The organism is Flavobacterium sp. B167r (assembly GCF_056824315.1).
Window position 1 is genome coordinate 318,939 of sequence record NZ_CP124859.1, and the last position, 14,926, is coordinate 333,864.

17 protein-coding genes are annotated in these 14,926 nt (G+C 28.7%); all 17 read right to left on the bottom strand.

The window, feature by feature from the left end; genetic code table 11:
* Positions 1 to 36: 36 nt before the first annotated feature.
* The 17 genes from rfbA to QLQ96_RS01610 all read right to left on the bottom strand — a co-directional run bounded on the left by rfbA (position 37) and on the right by QLQ96_RS01610 (position 14,911).
* Positions 37 to 921 carry a glucose-1-phosphate thymidylyltransferase RfbA gene (gene rfbA, locus QLQ96_RS01530; protein ID WP_482494118.1) on the bottom strand — a complete coding sequence of 295 codons (885 nt, stop codon included), beginning with the start codon at positions 919 to 921 and terminating at the stop codon, positions 37 to 39.
* Between the two features lie 46 nt (positions 922 to 967).
* Complete coding sequence (rfbD, locus tag QLQ96_RS01535) at positions 968 to 1,813, bottom strand: dTDP-4-dehydrorhamnose reductase (RefSeq protein WP_482494120.1); 846 nt, start codon at positions 1,811 to 1,813, stop codon at positions 968 to 970.
* Positions 1,813 to 2,361, bottom strand: a complete 549-nt coding sequence (gene rfbC, locus QLQ96_RS01540; protein WP_482494122.1) for a dTDP-4-dehydrorhamnose 3,5-epimerase — start codon at positions 2,359 to 2,361, stop codon at positions 1,813 to 1,815. Before rfbC ends, rfbD begins: the two co-directional genes overlap by 1 nt.
* Before the next feature lie 14 nt (positions 2,362 to 2,375).
* Positions 2,376 to 3,503, bottom strand: coding sequence for a DegT/DnrJ/EryC1/StrS family aminotransferase (locus QLQ96_RS01545; RefSeq protein WP_482494124.1), 1,128 nt, complete (start codon positions 3,501 to 3,503; stop codon positions 2,376 to 2,378).
* Entirely contained in the window at positions 3,503 to 3,925 is a 423-nt protein-coding gene (locus QLQ96_RS01550) for a WxcM-like domain-containing protein (protein ID WP_482494125.1), read from the bottom strand. The genes QLQ96_RS01545 and QLQ96_RS01550 overlap by 1 nt, the downstream gene beginning before the upstream one ends.
* Positions 3,915 to 4,886: an MraY family glycosyltransferase gene (locus tag QLQ96_RS01555; protein WP_482494127.1), complete on the bottom strand. Its 972-nt coding sequence runs from the start codon at positions 4,884 to 4,886 to the stop codon at positions 3,915 to 3,917. The genes QLQ96_RS01550 and QLQ96_RS01555 overlap by 11 nt, the downstream gene beginning before the upstream one ends.
* Positions 4,886 to 5,785, bottom strand: coding sequence for an NAD-dependent epimerase/dehydratase family protein (locus QLQ96_RS01560; protein ID WP_482494129.1), 900 nt, complete (start codon positions 5,783 to 5,785; stop codon positions 4,886 to 4,888). Before QLQ96_RS01560 ends, QLQ96_RS01555 begins: the two co-directional genes overlap by 1 nt.
* On the bottom strand, positions 5,786 to 6,607 hold the full coding sequence (locus QLQ96_RS01565; RefSeq protein WP_482494131.1) for a glycosyltransferase: 822 nt from the start codon (positions 6,605 to 6,607) through the stop codon (positions 5,786 to 5,788).
* Between the two features lie 6 nt (positions 6,608 to 6,613).
* Entirely contained in the window at positions 6,614 to 7,429 is an 816-nt protein-coding gene (locus QLQ96_RS01570; protein ID WP_482494133.1) for a 2OG-Fe(II) oxygenase, read from the bottom strand.
* Between the two features lie 3 nt (positions 7,430 to 7,432).
* On the bottom strand, positions 7,433 to 8,023 hold the full coding sequence (locus QLQ96_RS01575) for an LbetaH domain-containing protein (protein ID WP_482494135.1): 591 nt from the start codon (positions 8,021 to 8,023) through the stop codon (positions 7,433 to 7,435).
* 6 nt (positions 8,024 to 8,029) lie between these two features.
* The gene (locus QLQ96_RS01580; RefSeq protein ID WP_482494136.1) at positions 8,030 to 8,860 is read right to left on the bottom strand and encodes a glycosyltransferase family 2 protein; all 831 of its coding nucleotides are present in this window, start codon (positions 8,858 to 8,860) and stop codon (positions 8,030 to 8,032) included.
* Between the two features lie 32 nt (positions 8,861 to 8,892).
* A complete protein-coding gene (locus QLQ96_RS01585) occupies positions 8,893 to 10,083 on the bottom strand; it encodes a hypothetical protein (RefSeq protein WP_482494138.1) in 1,191 nt (396 codons plus the stop codon).
* A 101-nt stretch (positions 10,084 to 10,184) separates the two neighbouring features.
* Positions 10,185 to 11,282: an EpsG family protein gene (locus QLQ96_RS01590; protein WP_482494140.1), complete on the bottom strand. Its 1,098-nt coding sequence runs from the start codon at positions 11,280 to 11,282 to the stop codon at positions 10,185 to 10,187.
* Positions 11,279 to 12,175, bottom strand: coding sequence for a hypothetical protein (locus tag QLQ96_RS01595; RefSeq protein ID WP_482494142.1), 897 nt, complete (start codon positions 12,173 to 12,175; stop codon positions 11,279 to 11,281). The genes QLQ96_RS01590 and QLQ96_RS01595 overlap by 4 nt, the downstream gene beginning before the upstream one ends.
* Positions 12,175 to 13,404 carry a glycosyltransferase family protein gene (locus QLQ96_RS01600; RefSeq protein WP_482494144.1) on the bottom strand — a complete coding sequence of 410 codons (1,230 nt, stop codon included), beginning with the start codon at positions 13,402 to 13,404 and terminating at the stop codon, positions 12,175 to 12,177. The genes QLQ96_RS01595 and QLQ96_RS01600 overlap by 1 nt, the downstream gene beginning before the upstream one ends.
* Complete coding sequence (locus QLQ96_RS01605; RefSeq protein WP_482494145.1) at positions 13,401 to 14,030, bottom strand: acyltransferase; 630 nt, start codon at positions 14,028 to 14,030, stop codon at positions 13,401 to 13,403. The genes QLQ96_RS01600 and QLQ96_RS01605 overlap by 4 nt, the downstream gene beginning before the upstream one ends.
* On the bottom strand, positions 14,027 to 14,911 hold the full coding sequence (locus tag QLQ96_RS01610; protein ID WP_482494147.1) for a glycosyltransferase family 2 protein: 885 nt from the start codon (positions 14,909 to 14,911) through the stop codon (positions 14,027 to 14,029). Before QLQ96_RS01610 ends, QLQ96_RS01605 begins: the two co-directional genes overlap by 4 nt.
* Positions 14,912 to 14,926 lie beyond the last annotated feature (15 nt).

Sequence of the window (14,926 nt, forward strand, 5' to 3'; positions counted from 1 at the left end):
AATTAAAGGTTTTAAATAATTACTTATTGGAGCAAATTAAATTTTAACACCTTTTTTCTTTTGCTTCAAAAATTCTAACAAATAGCTTCCATAACCTGATTTTAGTAACGGTTGCGCCAATTCCTCGAGTCTTGCATCATCAATAAATCCTTGTCTCCAAGCAATTTCTTCAATACAACCTACCTTTAAGCCTTGTCTTTCTTCTAAGACCTGTACAAATTGTCCTGCCTGCATTAAACTATTAAAGGTTCCAGTGTCTAACCAAGCTGTTCCCCTGCTTAATATACCTACCTTTAAATTCCCTTTTTCAAGGTACACTTTATTGACATCTGTAATTTCATATTCGCCACGTGCACTTGGTTTTATATTTTTTGCTATTTCTACAACAGAATTATCATAGAAGTATAGTCCTGGAACAGCATAATTCGATTTTGGTTCTAAAGGTTTCTCTTCTATAGAAATGGCATTTTTATTTTCATCAAACTCAACTACTCCATATCTTTCAGGATCCGAAACATGATAAGCAAAAACTACTCCTCCTTCTGGATCAGCATTATCTTTCAAAAGTTGCTGCATATTAGTTCCAAAGAAGATATTGTCTCCAAGTACTAAAGCAACTTTATCTTTACCTATAAATTCCTCGCCAATTACGAAAGCTTGTGCCAAACCGTTTGGATCTGGTTGTTCTGCATAACTAAACTTACAGCCAATTGTACTTCCATCTCCCAACAGTTTCTTAAAATGTGGTAAATCGTGAGGCGTAGATATAATTAAAATTTCATTTATTCCAGCCATCATCAAAGTTGAAAGCGGGTAATAAATCATTGGTTTATCATAAACAGGCATTAATTGTTTACTTACAGCTAATGTTAGTGGATGTAATCTTGTGCCAGAACCTCCAGCTAATATAATTCCTTTCATAATCTTAATTTTAGATTTTTAATTTAAAAATTCTAGTCGTAAATTTTTAAATAAACATTTTTTTTAAACTTGTTTCATAATTTGGAACATCTAAATTATAAACTGTTTTTATTTTGCCTTTATCTAACAATGAAAAACTTGGTCTCTTTGCTGGAGTCGGATAAGATGATGATGGAATTCCTCCGACTTTGCAATTATAGCCTCCAAGCTCTTTGATGCTCAGTGCAAATTCGTACCAGCTAATTTCCCCTTCATTCGAATAATTATAAATTCCCGAAGCCCATTTTGAAGATTCGACAATATCAATCATTGCTTTTGCAAGATCAGCGGCATAAGTTGGCGAACCAATCTGGTCATTTACCACATTAATTTCATCTCTTTCCTGCATTAATCTCTGCATCGTTTTAACAAAATTATTTCCAAACTTACTGTAAACCCATGAAGTTCTTATAATAATTGACTCAGAATTTTCTTTTAAACATGCAATTTCGCCAGCTAATTTACTTTCTCCATAAACATTTATCGGATTAGTTTGTGCCTCTTCATCTAAAGCAACTGCTGAAGAGCCGTCAAATACATAATCTGTTGAAATATGAATTAATTTAGCATTATTTTCTGCAGAATATTTCGCAATTAATTCTACTGCTAAGTGGTTCACTTTAAAAGCCAAGTCTTTTTCTGATTCTGCTTTATCAACAGCCGTGTAGGCTCCACAATTAAATATAATATCAGGATTAATAGCTTTTAATTGAGATTGAAGCAATTCTAAATTATCTAATGTAATTTGAGTTCTATCTGCGAATACCCATTCATATTGAGGATACGATGGTGCAAAAACTGAAAGTTCAGATCCTAACTGTCCTGTTGCGCCAGTTACTAAAATTTTTTTCATTAAAATAAACTATTACAATTTTCAATAAAAGGCAAAATTTGATCTTTTTCCGAAACTATTGCTTCATCCAAATTCATTCCCCAATCAATATTTAAAGATGGATCATCGTATTTAATTCCTCCTTCAGAGGCTTTATTATAAAATTGATCACATTTATACATTACCGAAGCCGTTTCGCTAATAACAGAAAATCCGTGTGCAAATCCTTGCGGAACTAGTAATTGTTTTTTATTCTCTGCTGATAACAAAACACTAAAGGCTTTTCCATATGTAGGAGAATCTTTTCTTAAATCTACTGCAACATCAATAATTTCCCCTTCTAAAACACGAACTAATTTTGTCTGTGCGAAAGGAGGATTTTGGTAATGTAGCCCTCTTAAAGTTCCTTTTTTTGAAAATGATTGATTGTCCTGAACAAAATCAATATTAATGCCTAAATCTTCAAATTTAGTTTTACTGTAAGATTCAAAAAAATACCCTCTTTCATCTCCAAATACTGTTGGTTCTACAATTACCAAGTCTTTTATAAATGTTTCTTCGATTTTCATTTTCTAATTTATATTCATTTAAAGAAATCAACAATAACCTCTTTTATTCTACTTTTATCTGTATTAGTTAAATTTGATCCTGAAGGCAAACATAATCCTTTTTGGAATAGTTCTTCAGCAATTTTACCACCATAATATGGACATTTTTCAAAAACTGGCTGTAAATGCATTGGCTTCCATAATGGACGGCTCTCTATATTAGCCTCATCGAAAGCAACTCTTAGGCTTTCTTTTTCTTCTTCTGTTTCTAATAGTATTGCATTAAGCCAATAATTAGAAAGGAAATCATTGTTTAGATTATCAAAAAGTTTTACGTTTTCAATTTCTTTAAATATCTCTTTATAAAATGAATGATTCTCTTGCCTTAAACTAATGTTGTTTTCTAAAGTTTTCATTTGTCCAAGACCGATTCCTGCGCAAATATTACTCATTCTATAATTGTAACCTATTTCACTATGCTGATAATGTACAGCTGCATCTTTTGATTGAGTAGCATAAAAAATTGCTTTTTCCTTTATTCCTTTAGATTTAGTAATTAATGCCCCTCCACTAGAGGTTGTGATAATTTTATTTCCATTGAAAGACAAAATACCAAAGGCACCAAAACTACCACATTTTTTTCCTTTATAACTACTTCCAAGTGCTTCTGCACTATCCTCAATAATTGGTATTTCATACTTATCAGCAATTGAATGTATTTCATCTACTTTATAAGGCATACCGTATAAATGAACCGCTATAATTGCTTTTGGTTTTTTTCCTTTTTTTATTCGGTCTTTTATAGCGATTTCAAGATTTTCTGGACAAATATTCCAAGTGTCTTGTTCACTATCTACAAATATCGGATTGGCATTTTGATACAAAATTGGATTTGCCGAAGCCGAAAAAGTCATACTTTGACAAATAACCTCATCACCAGCTTTAATGCCTAATAGAATTAATGCCAAATGTATGGCTGATGTTCCAGAATTTGATACTGCAACAAAATTTCCGTTTTCAAAATAATTCTGAAGTTCATCTTCAAATTCGTCAACATTTGGCCCACCAGAAGTTATCCAATTTGATTTCAGGGCTCTCTGAATATATTCTTGCTCATACCCGCTTTCTTGAGATAATGACAAATAAATTCTTTCGTCTTTCATTATTTGAAAAGCCAATAATCTGGTGGATAACGAACATCATCATCACTTACATTTGCTAATGGCAATGTAGAAAACGATATTAGTTTTGAATTTTCTTCAAGAGATTCTATTGCATTTGCATAGCCAGCAGGTATATGAACGATTTTGCTTTCAGATTCAGACACAGAAACAGTTTCAATAATTAAATCTTTTGAAGGATTATCCCAATTATCAATTTTTATAAAATGAATATTAAAAGAACCTGAAAGACAATAAAAATTTTTAGCATCTAATTTATGTCCTTGCCAAGCTCTAACTGGTTTTTCCAGAGAATTACTGATAATGTAAAACCTTTCAATATCTGCAAAACTAAAATCATTCACATAAGATATACTTCCTCTATGATCTGAAAATTTTCCTCCATGAATTAACTTAGGCTCCATGATTCAATCGTAAATTATTCTTGTTTAACAAATAAAATTTAGAGGAATAAATCAATAATAAAGGCAAAATTACAATTAAGAATATAAGTGAATCTTGAACTTTTTGATAGAGAAGAATTACTAATAAAGAAATTCCTGTTTGCGCTAAGGCATAAAAAAGGGATACTAATCTATGCTGTATTTTATATTCATTGCTTAATATTTGATACAAGTGCAATCTATGTGCTTCAAAAATATTCTGTTTTAGATAAAGTCTATGTAGAATTGTACAAACCGCATCAACCCCATATACCGCTAAAAACAATAACCAAATAAGTGATTCCGTTACAATAATTAGTTTTACAACCAAATAAATTACCCAAAAAGCTATGGCAATACTTCCTACATCACCAGCAAAACATTTTGCTCTTTTTCTATAATTAAAAAAGAGAAATACTAAACTCGCAATCATTGCATATTTTATAAACGTTCCATCAGTAAAAAGCTGAATTTTTGTATTGACATACAATAATGATCCCATTACAACTAAAGTATAAAGTCCCGTAATGCCATTAATTCCATCCATGAAATTATACGCATTTATTAGTCCGATGGCCAAAATGTAAGAAACTACAACTCCCCAAACAGGCATTAAATGGAATAAATTTAAATCATAAAAAATCAAAGTGATTGAAAGAAAATGAATTCCAATTCTAATTTTATTTGATAAGCTTTGAATATCATCCCAAAAACTTACTAGGCTTACTAAAGTTATTCCTGTAAAGAAAAAATAATTACTATCTACGTGTCGTACAAAATAAAGTAATGCTGAAAACCAGAAAATTATTCCTCCTCCTCGCAATGTTATCTCCGTATGTGAGCTTCTTTGATTTGGTTTGTCAATTATATTAAAATGATCGGCAACTTTAAAATAAAGTAACATTATGATCATTAATAGTATTCCTAAAATTGTGTATTCCATTATTTATTTGTAAAACTTTTTATGGTTTTTTCAAGTCCCTGCTGAGCGGTAATTGGTAACTTCTCAATTCCAATAGCTTTTTTTATCTTTAGATTTGAAACCCTATAATTCTCTGTTAATTTTTGAATGATTTCTGAATTTAGGGGAAATTTTATAACATCTCCTAGCCTAGCCATACCATTAATTAGTTTCTTAGGGATTGCAATAGATAAGTTTTTCTTATTTGAAACCAATGCAATTATTTGAACTAACTCATTTGTCGACAAAACTTCATCATCTGCAAAATTATAAACCCCTGAAATAATATTTTTATTTTCAAGAATTTCTTTAACCATGAAATTCAAATTATCAATTCCTAAAAAAGATCTTTGATTTTCGAAATCTGCTAAAGGATAAGGAATCCTCTTCTTTACTACATTATAAAGTAAATTTAAATTCCCTTTATTTCCTGGGCCATGAATCATACATGGCCTTATAATAAAAACCCTTTTCCCTTCTGGAATTTCTTTTGATAATATATACTCTTCTGCTTTTAATTTTGATTTTCCGTAAGGTGTTTTAGGATTTGGCTCGATGTCTTCATACAAAATATTAGATACATCATCAGCCACGGCCTTTACACTACTGAAATAAATAAAATCTTTAATATCACTTTCTAAAAACGCATTAAACAATTCTTCTGTTAACTGTGTATTTACTGTAAAATACTCCAAAACATCACTAGTTCCTTTTGTGTCATGAGCTTTACCTGCTAGATGAATAATTGCATCAGCCGTAAAATCATTTTTCCAATTTAAATTTCGCAGAGAAATTTTATCAACTAAAAAAGAATAATTAGTCAAATAATCAGAAAGATTTTTACCAACAAAGCCTGATGAACCTGTAATCTTTATTTTCATTTATTTGAATTGTTCTAACGCTTTTTTATTTATTTTCTTTCTTTCTGAATCAAAAAGCCATCCCCATTTATTAAAATAAGTGATTGCTGAATTCACAAAAATTTTAAATAATTTAGCACTTTTATTGGCTCCTGATTCATAACCGTGGTAAACAGAAACTAATGGAAAATATATTGTTTTGTAATATTGATGGACTCTTCGTGACAAATCCCAATCTTCAAAATACATAAAAAAATCATCATCATAAGAACCAACTTTTTTTATTGCTTCCAAATTTAATAATGTAAAACATCCAGATAATACTGGTGCATTATAAATCATCTCTTTCGGAACTTTTCTTAATTCATATTGATTAATAAATTTCTCATATGCTTTAGCTGGTTTTTTTAGTTTCCTCCATAATATACTAAATGGACTTGGTAACAATTTTGGCAAGTTCTGTACTGTCCCATCTACATTTAAAATTTGCGGCATCATCATTCCTATTGATGAATCTTGATCCATAAAATTTATCATAGGCAGAATAACATCTTGATCAAAATAAATATCAGGATTAACTATAAAATGATATTTAATCCCTTCGTTTATGGATTTTTCAATAGCGATATTGTGAGAAGCTCCAAAGCCTGGATTAGAAGGGTTATGGATGTATATAATTTGTGAATTATAATCTGAAAAAAATCTCAAATCATCTGTAAAAGTGTTATCAATCAAATAAAGTTTTAAATTTCTTTTTAAAATGCTATCTATTACTCTTAACAATTCACTTTCATTAGTTTTATATAAAACAATAGACGCCGTAGCATTGTTTAATGACGACATTTAAAATTATTTTTTATAGATATGCTTAGTTTCCACAACTCTTTTACCTGTAATTTTTCTAACAGTTTGTCTCAAAAATGCATCAGCTCTTAAAAAAATATTTTTCACAGGCTCCTCAGGTCTACCGTAAAATGATGTTACATGAAAATATTCCGTTGCTTCAGCTGGTTTTTTTGAAAAATAATAATTTGAAACACAACATCTTTTACCTATAGATGTTACTTTACTAACAGAATGTATTGATGTTTTATTTGTAATCATAAGTGCTAAACGATTAAACTTAGAATGAATTACTCTTTGAGGCTTATTCATCCCATTATCCCAAAGCTCTAAATTTCCACCATTATCTATATCCCAATCTGGTGTAACATAATATAATAAATTAAGCACTCTGTAATTCTCTCTATCATTGTCATGTGAATTATCTAAGTGTGGATTTAAAAAATTACCTGTAGCCATCAAACTAATTCCTCCAGCATATAAATGCTCATCAGGTGTCATTTCTTTTAACCCTGTTATTTCCTCAACCACTTTCACAATTCTCTCATCTTGAAAAGCATATACCGCTTCTTCTAAAATAGGATTGTACAAATCCATTTGAGCAGCTATTCTTTTATTTTCACGCATTGATTTATGTAAAGCCATTTCTTCTGGAGATGGATAAGCTTCATAAATTTCTTTTGCCACTTCCTCAGGTAATAAATCGTCAATCACACAGGAATTAATTCTTCCTCCCTGATTAAATTCTTTAGTTAAATTTTCTTTATTAGCAATAAGTTTTGCTAAAATTAAATCCGCTAAAAATACTCTTGTCAATTCCATAAATTATACTTTTATCCATTTATTAATATTAAAATCATACCTTTTAACAACTTTTGCAGGATTCCCCACTGCTATAGAAAATGGTGGTATATCTTTAGACACTACCGATAATGCCCCAATAACACAACCCTCTCCAATTGTTACTCCTGGCAGAACACACACAGATTCACCTAACCAAACATTATCAGAAATTCTAACAGGTTTACATATTGCCTTTCTTTCTTCTGGCACACTCATTGGATGATCACTAATTAGATCATCATAACTTCCATGATTATGGTCAGATATATAAATTTTACTGGCCATTAAAACATTATTTCCAATGGTTATATCTCCAACGGCTCCCATATGTACATAATCATTGATTTGAACATTATCTCCTATGGTTATGCAATACTTATTTTTTTTATCTAGTGGAAAAGCTTCAATTCTACAACCAAAACCTGCCGTAAATCTTTTTCCTATTTTAATAAATTTTCTATTTCGAATGTCAAAAGGCAATCTTATTAACCTTGCTTCATAAAAGAAAATTTTTGTATAAATCAACGAAATGACAAGTCTCAAAGATCCTAAAATACCATATCTATCTAACATAAATAATTATTGTAAAAGTAAAAAACCATCAAATCGCCCTTTTATTGCAAGCCAATATTTTTGTCTTTGATGAGCTGAAAAAATATTTTTAATATAACGTAGTATCTGATACATAAATGACATAAAAAATATACCAAAAATAATAAAAGTACAGTTTTTTCTCATGATAGCTGCATAACCATATGCGTAATTATAGATTTTTTGATTGGTCATAGATTCAACATCTAACTTAGGATGCCATACTTGAATAGAGGGAGAATAAAATACATTGTAATCTTTGATAGCGCGTATTACATAATCGAGTTCTTCACCAGAAGCGATTTTAGATCCTACTCCATAATTTTCATTGAAACTTAACTTCAACTTTGTAAAGCAGGTAATTGCAGAATACCTTATGCTAAAATTAACTAAATTAAGCTGTGTTTCCTTTCTCGGCCAGTTTCGCATTACATTAGTATTTGTACTTCGTTCAAATACACTTCCATAAACTACATCAACTGTTGGATTTACTTCAAAAAAGCTAAGTACTTTTGAAATTGTATCAGGATAAAATGTACAATCATCATCGGGAAAAGTTATTATTGTTCCTCTCGCTAAATCTATTCCTTTATTTTTAGCTTTAGATAATCCCTTAAAATCAGCTTTAAAATGAATCAAATTAAATTTAGCACTATAATTAGTTATTAAAGTATCTAAACTCAATTTGTCATTTTGATCTACTACTATAACTTCAAAAAATTCAAAATTACAATCTTGATTTGCGAGACTTTCAAAAAGAAGCTCGACTTCTTTGTATCGTCCATAGGTAGAAACTATTAGACTAATTTTTACATCCATTTAATATTTAATATCAATATTATTTATTTTACTTATTGACTTAAAAGATTGTTTTGCAAAAGCTTAGCTTCAAAACTAATCGCCAATTTATCTATTGCTAATTTTTCTTTTATTGCTCTCATATTATCTATAAATGAGCTGTATTTTACATCATTCGACTTATCATAACTCATTAAAAAAGCTATTAACTGATCTACGCTATCAAATAAATACCCCATAGGACCGTATTTTGTAAAATAATACTCAAAAAAGTCGTTTTTTAAACCTAGCATTGGTATTTCGTGATTAAGAGCGTCAAAAAATGCTCCGCTGGCACATAATTCGTAATATGTATTATCATAAAAAAACAATGAAAAATCCAGATTTGCTATTTTACCATCAAATATATGCTGATCCAACATAACATTTTCTTTAGAGTAAATTACCCCTGGTCTTAAATATTTATATACGTTAGGTAATATTTTTCCGACAACCTCTACTTCTACATCTGATTTATTTCTTTTGATAATTTCATCCCCTATATCAAATATAAATTGAGATTTTTTTTGTTCAGATGCTACACCAATGGCTCCTATTTTTAAAACTAAAGAGTTCTTATTTACTGACTTTGTTTTTCCATTGTACAAACATGGGTGATCAATCGTTAAAACCTTATCAAGATCAACAATATGATATCTTTTCATATTGCTCTTTATAACATCTCCTAAAACCAGATAAAATGTCTTAGCATCAGTCTTAACTTTAAAGCTATATTTTAAAAACCATCCCCACATTTTAAGCATAAATGGTTGTTCAGCATGTTTTTTTAAAAACTCTAATTCCCCATGAATAACAAATATCATTTTAGTATTTGGGAAAAATATCTTTATTAATTTTATAACAAGATTAGAAGCTTGGCTTATTGAAGTTAATATAAGCAAATAGTCATCTTTTCTAAATTTAAAAAGAATTTTAGATACATTCCATATTTCAAATAGAATTTTAAGTGGCAAATAAAAGCGTCCCTTATCTACAATGTTTACATTTGAAAAATTAATTTTTTCAATTGTATTATCACTATCTTTTTCTAAAAAATTTTGTATACATTTTTTATGCGTTTCTTCTGAATAAAAAACAAGCTCTCCTCTTTGGGGCAATAAAGAAAGCATTTTTAAAAAAGATGCATTGAACATACTGTGCTTGTTACCACTAACGTTTGTCTCTAAAACTCTAATTGTTGTCATTTAATAAAAAAAGGATATTATAAAATAAATCATATAAAACTTATTAGCAAAGTAATGCATTTGATGAACTACAAAACATAAAAATAATTTTGTTTTTCATTCTAATGCATTGTTCTTGGAACATATTCAAAAATTGAATAATAAGGTACATAAAGATCCCAATATGCTGATAGCGCACCGTATAATTTAATGCAAAAATATAATACTAGTAACAAATAAACCCAAGATCCAGCTTTTGTACGCCAATATACTTTTAAAATTATTGCCAAAAGGAAAATCTCATATATATAAAAGTATGCTCCCATTCTGATAAAAACTTCTATGGAAGTACAGAACGCAAAAAAAATCGCATTCCCAAAACAGAGAAGATTTAGATACCCATTATAATTTGGATCATATACTTCACATCTCTTTCTGCATAAAAATAGTGGTGTAAAAACTAATAATCTACGAATTAGACTTACTATAAAATTAATAGGATTGTCTAAAGTATTTTGATCTGCACCATCTTCTAAATAATATAATAATTTTGAAGTTACAAATCCTAAATCTCCCAGATTACTTAATTTAGATAAAATTACAATTGGTAATTTTATAAAACCAATAAATATACAGATTAAAAAAAGGTATATAATTTTTTTGTTACTCCATCTAAGATGAAAAATTGGGTATGCAAAAATAAAGAATAAAGATGTGACATGTATTGTTGCTGCTAAACATACGCACAATAAAAAAAAAAATTTTTTTTTGTCAATTATAAAAATTGTGCTTGCTAACAAAATACCTACCGCCATAGCTTGCCTTACAGGAAAACTATCCCCTAAAAAAAAGCAGTAAAATCCAAAAATAACAAAAACTATATTATCAGACTTTTTTAATACAAATATAGATTTTGATAAAAGTGCTACTGAAGATACGACAAAAAGCATGACAGAATAACTATCTGAAAAACTTTTTACGAAATAATTCAGATAAGCAAAGCCAATTTCAAATCCGCCTTCGAGAAATTTATCTAAACTATCATTTAAAAGAAAAAAACTACTGTAAGGAATCCAATCTGCTCCAGTTTCCCACCTAAGAGATCCAAAAATAATTAAAATTGAAACGCTTATAAAGTAAGAAATATAGCGAAGCTTACTATTATATAAATCAATCGTAGTTAAAAGTAGTAATATAAAAAATATTAAAACATAGATCATATATTTCTAAACTTAGAATAAAAGTGCTGCAATGAATTAAAAATATTTGATGGTATCCACAACTTTAATCGAAGCCCAAGATTATGCACCATTGGGTAAATAACTGAAAAATCTCTTGAAATATAGTTTTTATATCCCAATTTAATTATTTCATTATTAAAGGGTATATGCTCGCAAATTGCCTCAGTTGGATTGCTTGAATTCTTTACTACACTATATCTTAAATTTTTTATCACCTCATATTTATAAATTCCAACTCCACTAAATGCCGAAATTAAACTATAATATTTTTTTCTTTTGACATTTCGGTTAATCGTTTTAAAACTTTTATCCAATGATTTTTCTGTAAAAGAGAAAACATCCTTTAAAGGATATTCACTAACAGCAAAAATATCATAATAAATTTTAGAAGTCATCCCTAGAATTTTTCCTATAGTAATTCCGTTTGCAAAAATAGCCCCCCAGTTATCCTTCATTTCTACAATGGAATTTACCAATCCATCAACAGAGAACCATTTAATATCAATATCTATAATTATAACATAATCAATTTCGTGTTTTAAAGTAGATATATAATCTAAATAAATGTTTCTATAGAAAGCCATTTTTTCAATTCTATAAAAGCTTGTTGTTGGTGAAGTAATTTCAATTGTCTGATCTGGAATAGTTTTTGTTCCAAAGTCTTGAGAAATCACATTAACTCCTTTTGAAGTTTTTTCCCAATTGTTCAAAATTTCTTTAGTGCGATCGACACTGTCATTTTCAACAACTACTACATGAGACCAATTGAACCTATTCCTAAGTTCTTCAACTACGGGAATATTGTTGATTAACGACTCTTCACAATCTCTCGCTAAAATCGCTATTACAACATTTTTATCAATTTTACTCATTATTTTATCAGAAAAGTTTGTCTTTCTAACCTCACAAATCCAGTTAAAAAGCTTATAAGCGATGTGTAATATTTGATTCCAATAAAAAACTTCACAATCTTAAATGTTTTTATTATAATCTTTCCTAACGTACCTCTTCGTGATTTTTCTGTTTCAGTAAATGTTGAAAAAGCATTTGATTTTACTCCCGTCAAAAGTTTATTCCTATTTAGAGTTTTAAAAAACTTATTATTTTCTTTAAACGGATCTTCTATTTGATAATCATCTTCTAATGCTCTAAAAAGTCTTCTGTGAAGTGGGATAATATTTTCTCCATTTTCAAATGAGTTAAAAGAATAACTTAATTTTGAATATTTATCATATCCTGATTCATAAACATCTGCAATATAGCTCTCAAACAATGGAATATAAGAAGGGTATACATCTGTATTATATTTTGGATGTCTTCTATTTATTAATTTCGGTTTAAACGGATCAAATCCTGAGAAATGGAAAAAAAGTAATGGAAACGATTCTTTAGACTCAATATTACTGATTTTATAACTTCCGCTTTCATCAATCATCAATTCTCTTTCATGAAGATTCCATATAGCGGGATTAAGTCCCATATGATGTGTTATTAATATATCGTTAGGAAAAAATGCAGGAATAAAATCCATCCATTTTTGATCAACATGCAAAGCATCAAATTTATCTGCGTAGCATTTATTTGCTAATCGATTCATCCACCAATCAATAATTTTGTTCCCTATTAAATTATTACTAATAGCTGCAAACCCAAGATTATAAATTCCAACAAACAAGATTTCTTCTTCAGTTATAGATCCTGTATATTCGGTTTGAATATTACAATAATGAGGCGTAAGAACTATAGCCTTTTTATCAAGATAATTATAAATTACATCTAATTCATTAGTTACATAGATATCCGGATCTAAATAAATTACTTTTTTATAACCTTCAGTAAATAATTTTTTAAAACAGAATGGCTTAATAGAAGTAGAAAATTCAATTACATTATATTTAAATGCCATCTGTTTCCAATTTGGCAACCAGCTATCATCAAGTAAAACAAATTTATCAGATTCATCATCTATTTGATTTACATCATCTGATAAGAAAATAAAAAAATCACAATTTGGATTAAATTTTTCAAATGATTTTTTTAAGGTAAAAGCTTGTGCTAAATAGTTCTTCGCACAAATAGTAAATGCTACATTTTCATTCATAAAGTTCTAATTACTTTTGCTGGATTTCCACCAACAACGGAATTTTCGGGTATATCTTTTGTTATCACTGAATTTGCTCCTACAATACTATTTTTACCAATTGTTACATTAGGCAAAATAACGACTCCTTCTCCAATCCAAACATTTTTTTCAATTTTCACTGGTCCCTTACTAAATAATTTTCTTTCGGAGGGGGGCATTAATATTGCATCACTGGATATTTCGCCATGATAATGATCCGTTATAAATACTTTACTAGCAATTAATACTCCATTTTCTATTATTATTTCATTAATTGCCCCAATATGACAATCTGAATTGATACTAACATTATCTCCAATCTTAATTCTTGGTGTAAAGGAAAAACCTAAATGTTCCTCAAAAGCTTCTAATCTTAATCTTGGCCCACAATTAAAATTTTCTCCGATTGAAATATATTTTTCGCCATACAAATATAATGGATAACTTAATCTAATAGATTTACCAGTGTTTTTAAAATTAAAACTATACCAAATAGAATATAGTTGCTTTAATCTAAAACTTAATATTCTAAATAATCGTGAAGGAAAAAAAAAGTGAATAATTGATAAAAAACCTTTGAGAACTATTTTAATTAGCTGTTTCATTTGATTTTTTTGAAATAAAAGAATAATAGCATTAGATATAAATAAGGTTCGTACCAATACTTTTTTAATAGAATCTTAAAAACTCCTTTAGTCTCAAAACTATAGTTTTCATTATCATTTACCAATAACGTCAAAAGCCATGGATAAACGAAATGACGGCATAATCTGTATTTTTCCAGCTCATAAGTTAAAAAAGATAGTTTTTGTTGCTTAATAACATACAAATACTTATTTACAAAAGTATCAAACACATTATATCCACCTTTTTTTTCAGGAGTTACTACATCAAAATAATCATCAAAATATATCGCACTTTTAAAATTATTATTAACTATTTGAAAGCTCCAATCTACTTGGGTAAATTGGAAATCTGCATAGAATTCTTTATTTTTAATTTTATAAAAATCCTCCCTCCAAACTCCAAAATTTGCTATCCAAGTACTTAAATAACTTACTTCTTTAATAAATTCTTCTTTAGAATGAATTTCTATTATACTATTTGAATTAATAAACATATTTCCATAAAAAAATAAATTTTTCTTGTCTGTCAAATGTTTTTCAATATTATTAAGCATCATGCTTAAAGCATTGGGTTTAAAAGAAAGTGTATCGTTAAACAACCTAATATACTTTCCAGCTGCATAGCCTAAAGCAATAGAAAAATTTATATCTCTAACATTTTCCTTATTACAATAATACCGAACTAAAGGAAACTTTGCAACGACTTCAGCGGTATTATCAGTTGAACAATTATCTGAAACTATTACTTCTATTAAATTCTTATCAAAATCCGGATTGGAAAATAGTTTACTTAATGTATCATTTAAAGTTTTGGATCTATTATACGTTGGAATACAAATAGATAATAATTTATTACTCATTTTTTTTCGATAAAT

Excerpts from the sequence above, each read along its gene's own strand:
- QLQ96_RS01580 (WP_482494136.1), bottom strand. The coding sequence starts at position 8,860 with ATGGATGTAAAAATTAGTCTAATAGTTTCTACCTATGGACGATACAAA.
- QLQ96_RS01585 (WP_482494138.1), bottom strand. The coding sequence starts at position 10,083 with ATGACAACAATTAGAGTTTTAGAGACAAACGTTAGTGGTAACAAGCAC.
- QLQ96_RS01595 (WP_482494142.1), bottom strand. The coding sequence starts at position 12,175 with ATGAGTAAAATTGATAAAAATGTTGTAATAGCGATTTTAGCGAGAGAT.
- QLQ96_RS01550 (WP_482494125.1), bottom strand. The coding sequence starts at position 3,925 with ATGGAGCCTAAGTTAATTCATGGAGGAAAATTTTCAGATCATAGAGGA.
- QLQ96_RS01575 (WP_482494135.1), bottom strand. The coding sequence starts at position 8,023 with ATGTTAGATAGATATGGTATTTTAGGATCTTTGAGACTTGTCATTTCG.
- QLQ96_RS01560 (WP_482494129.1), bottom strand. The coding sequence starts at position 5,785 with ATGAAAATAAAGATTACAGGTTCATCAGGCTTTGTTGGTAAAAATCTT.
- QLQ96_RS01555 (WP_482494127.1), bottom strand. The coding sequence starts at position 4,886 with ATGGAATACACAATTTTAGGAATACTATTAATGATCATAATGTTACTT.
- QLQ96_RS01570 (WP_482494133.1), bottom strand. The coding sequence starts at position 7,429 with ATGGAATTGACAAGAGTATTTTTAGCGGATTTAATTTTAGCAAAACTT.
- rfbC (WP_482494122.1), bottom strand. The coding sequence starts at position 2,361 with ATGAAAATCGAAGAAACATTTATAAAAGACTTGGTAATTGTAGAACCA.
- QLQ96_RS01565 (WP_482494131.1), bottom strand. The coding sequence starts at position 6,607 with ATGTCGTCATTAAACAATGCTACGGCGTCTATTGTTTTATATAAAACT.
- QLQ96_RS01545 (WP_482494124.1), bottom strand. The coding sequence starts at position 3,503 with ATGAAAGACGAAAGAATTTATTTGTCATTATCTCAAGAAAGCGGGTAT.
- QLQ96_RS01605 (WP_482494145.1), bottom strand. The coding sequence starts at position 14,030 with ATGAAACAGCTAATTAAAATAGTTCTCAAAGGTTTTTTATCAATTATT.
- rfbA (WP_482494118.1), bottom strand. The coding sequence starts at position 921 with ATGAAAGGAATTATATTAGCTGGAGGTTCTGGCACAAGATTACATCCA.
- QLQ96_RS01590 (WP_482494140.1), bottom strand. The coding sequence starts at position 11,282 with ATGATCTATGTTTTAATATTTTTTATATTACTACTTTTAACTACGATT.
- QLQ96_RS01600 (WP_482494144.1), bottom strand. The coding sequence starts at position 13,404 with ATGAATGAAAATGTAGCATTTACTATTTGTGCGAAGAACTATTTAGCA.
- QLQ96_RS01610 (WP_482494147.1), bottom strand. The coding sequence starts at position 14,911 with ATGAGTAATAAATTATTATCTATTTGTATTCCAACGTATAATAGATCC.
- rfbD (WP_482494120.1), bottom strand. The coding sequence starts at position 1,813 with ATGAAAAAAATTTTAGTAACTGGCGCAACAGGACAGTTAGGATCTGAA.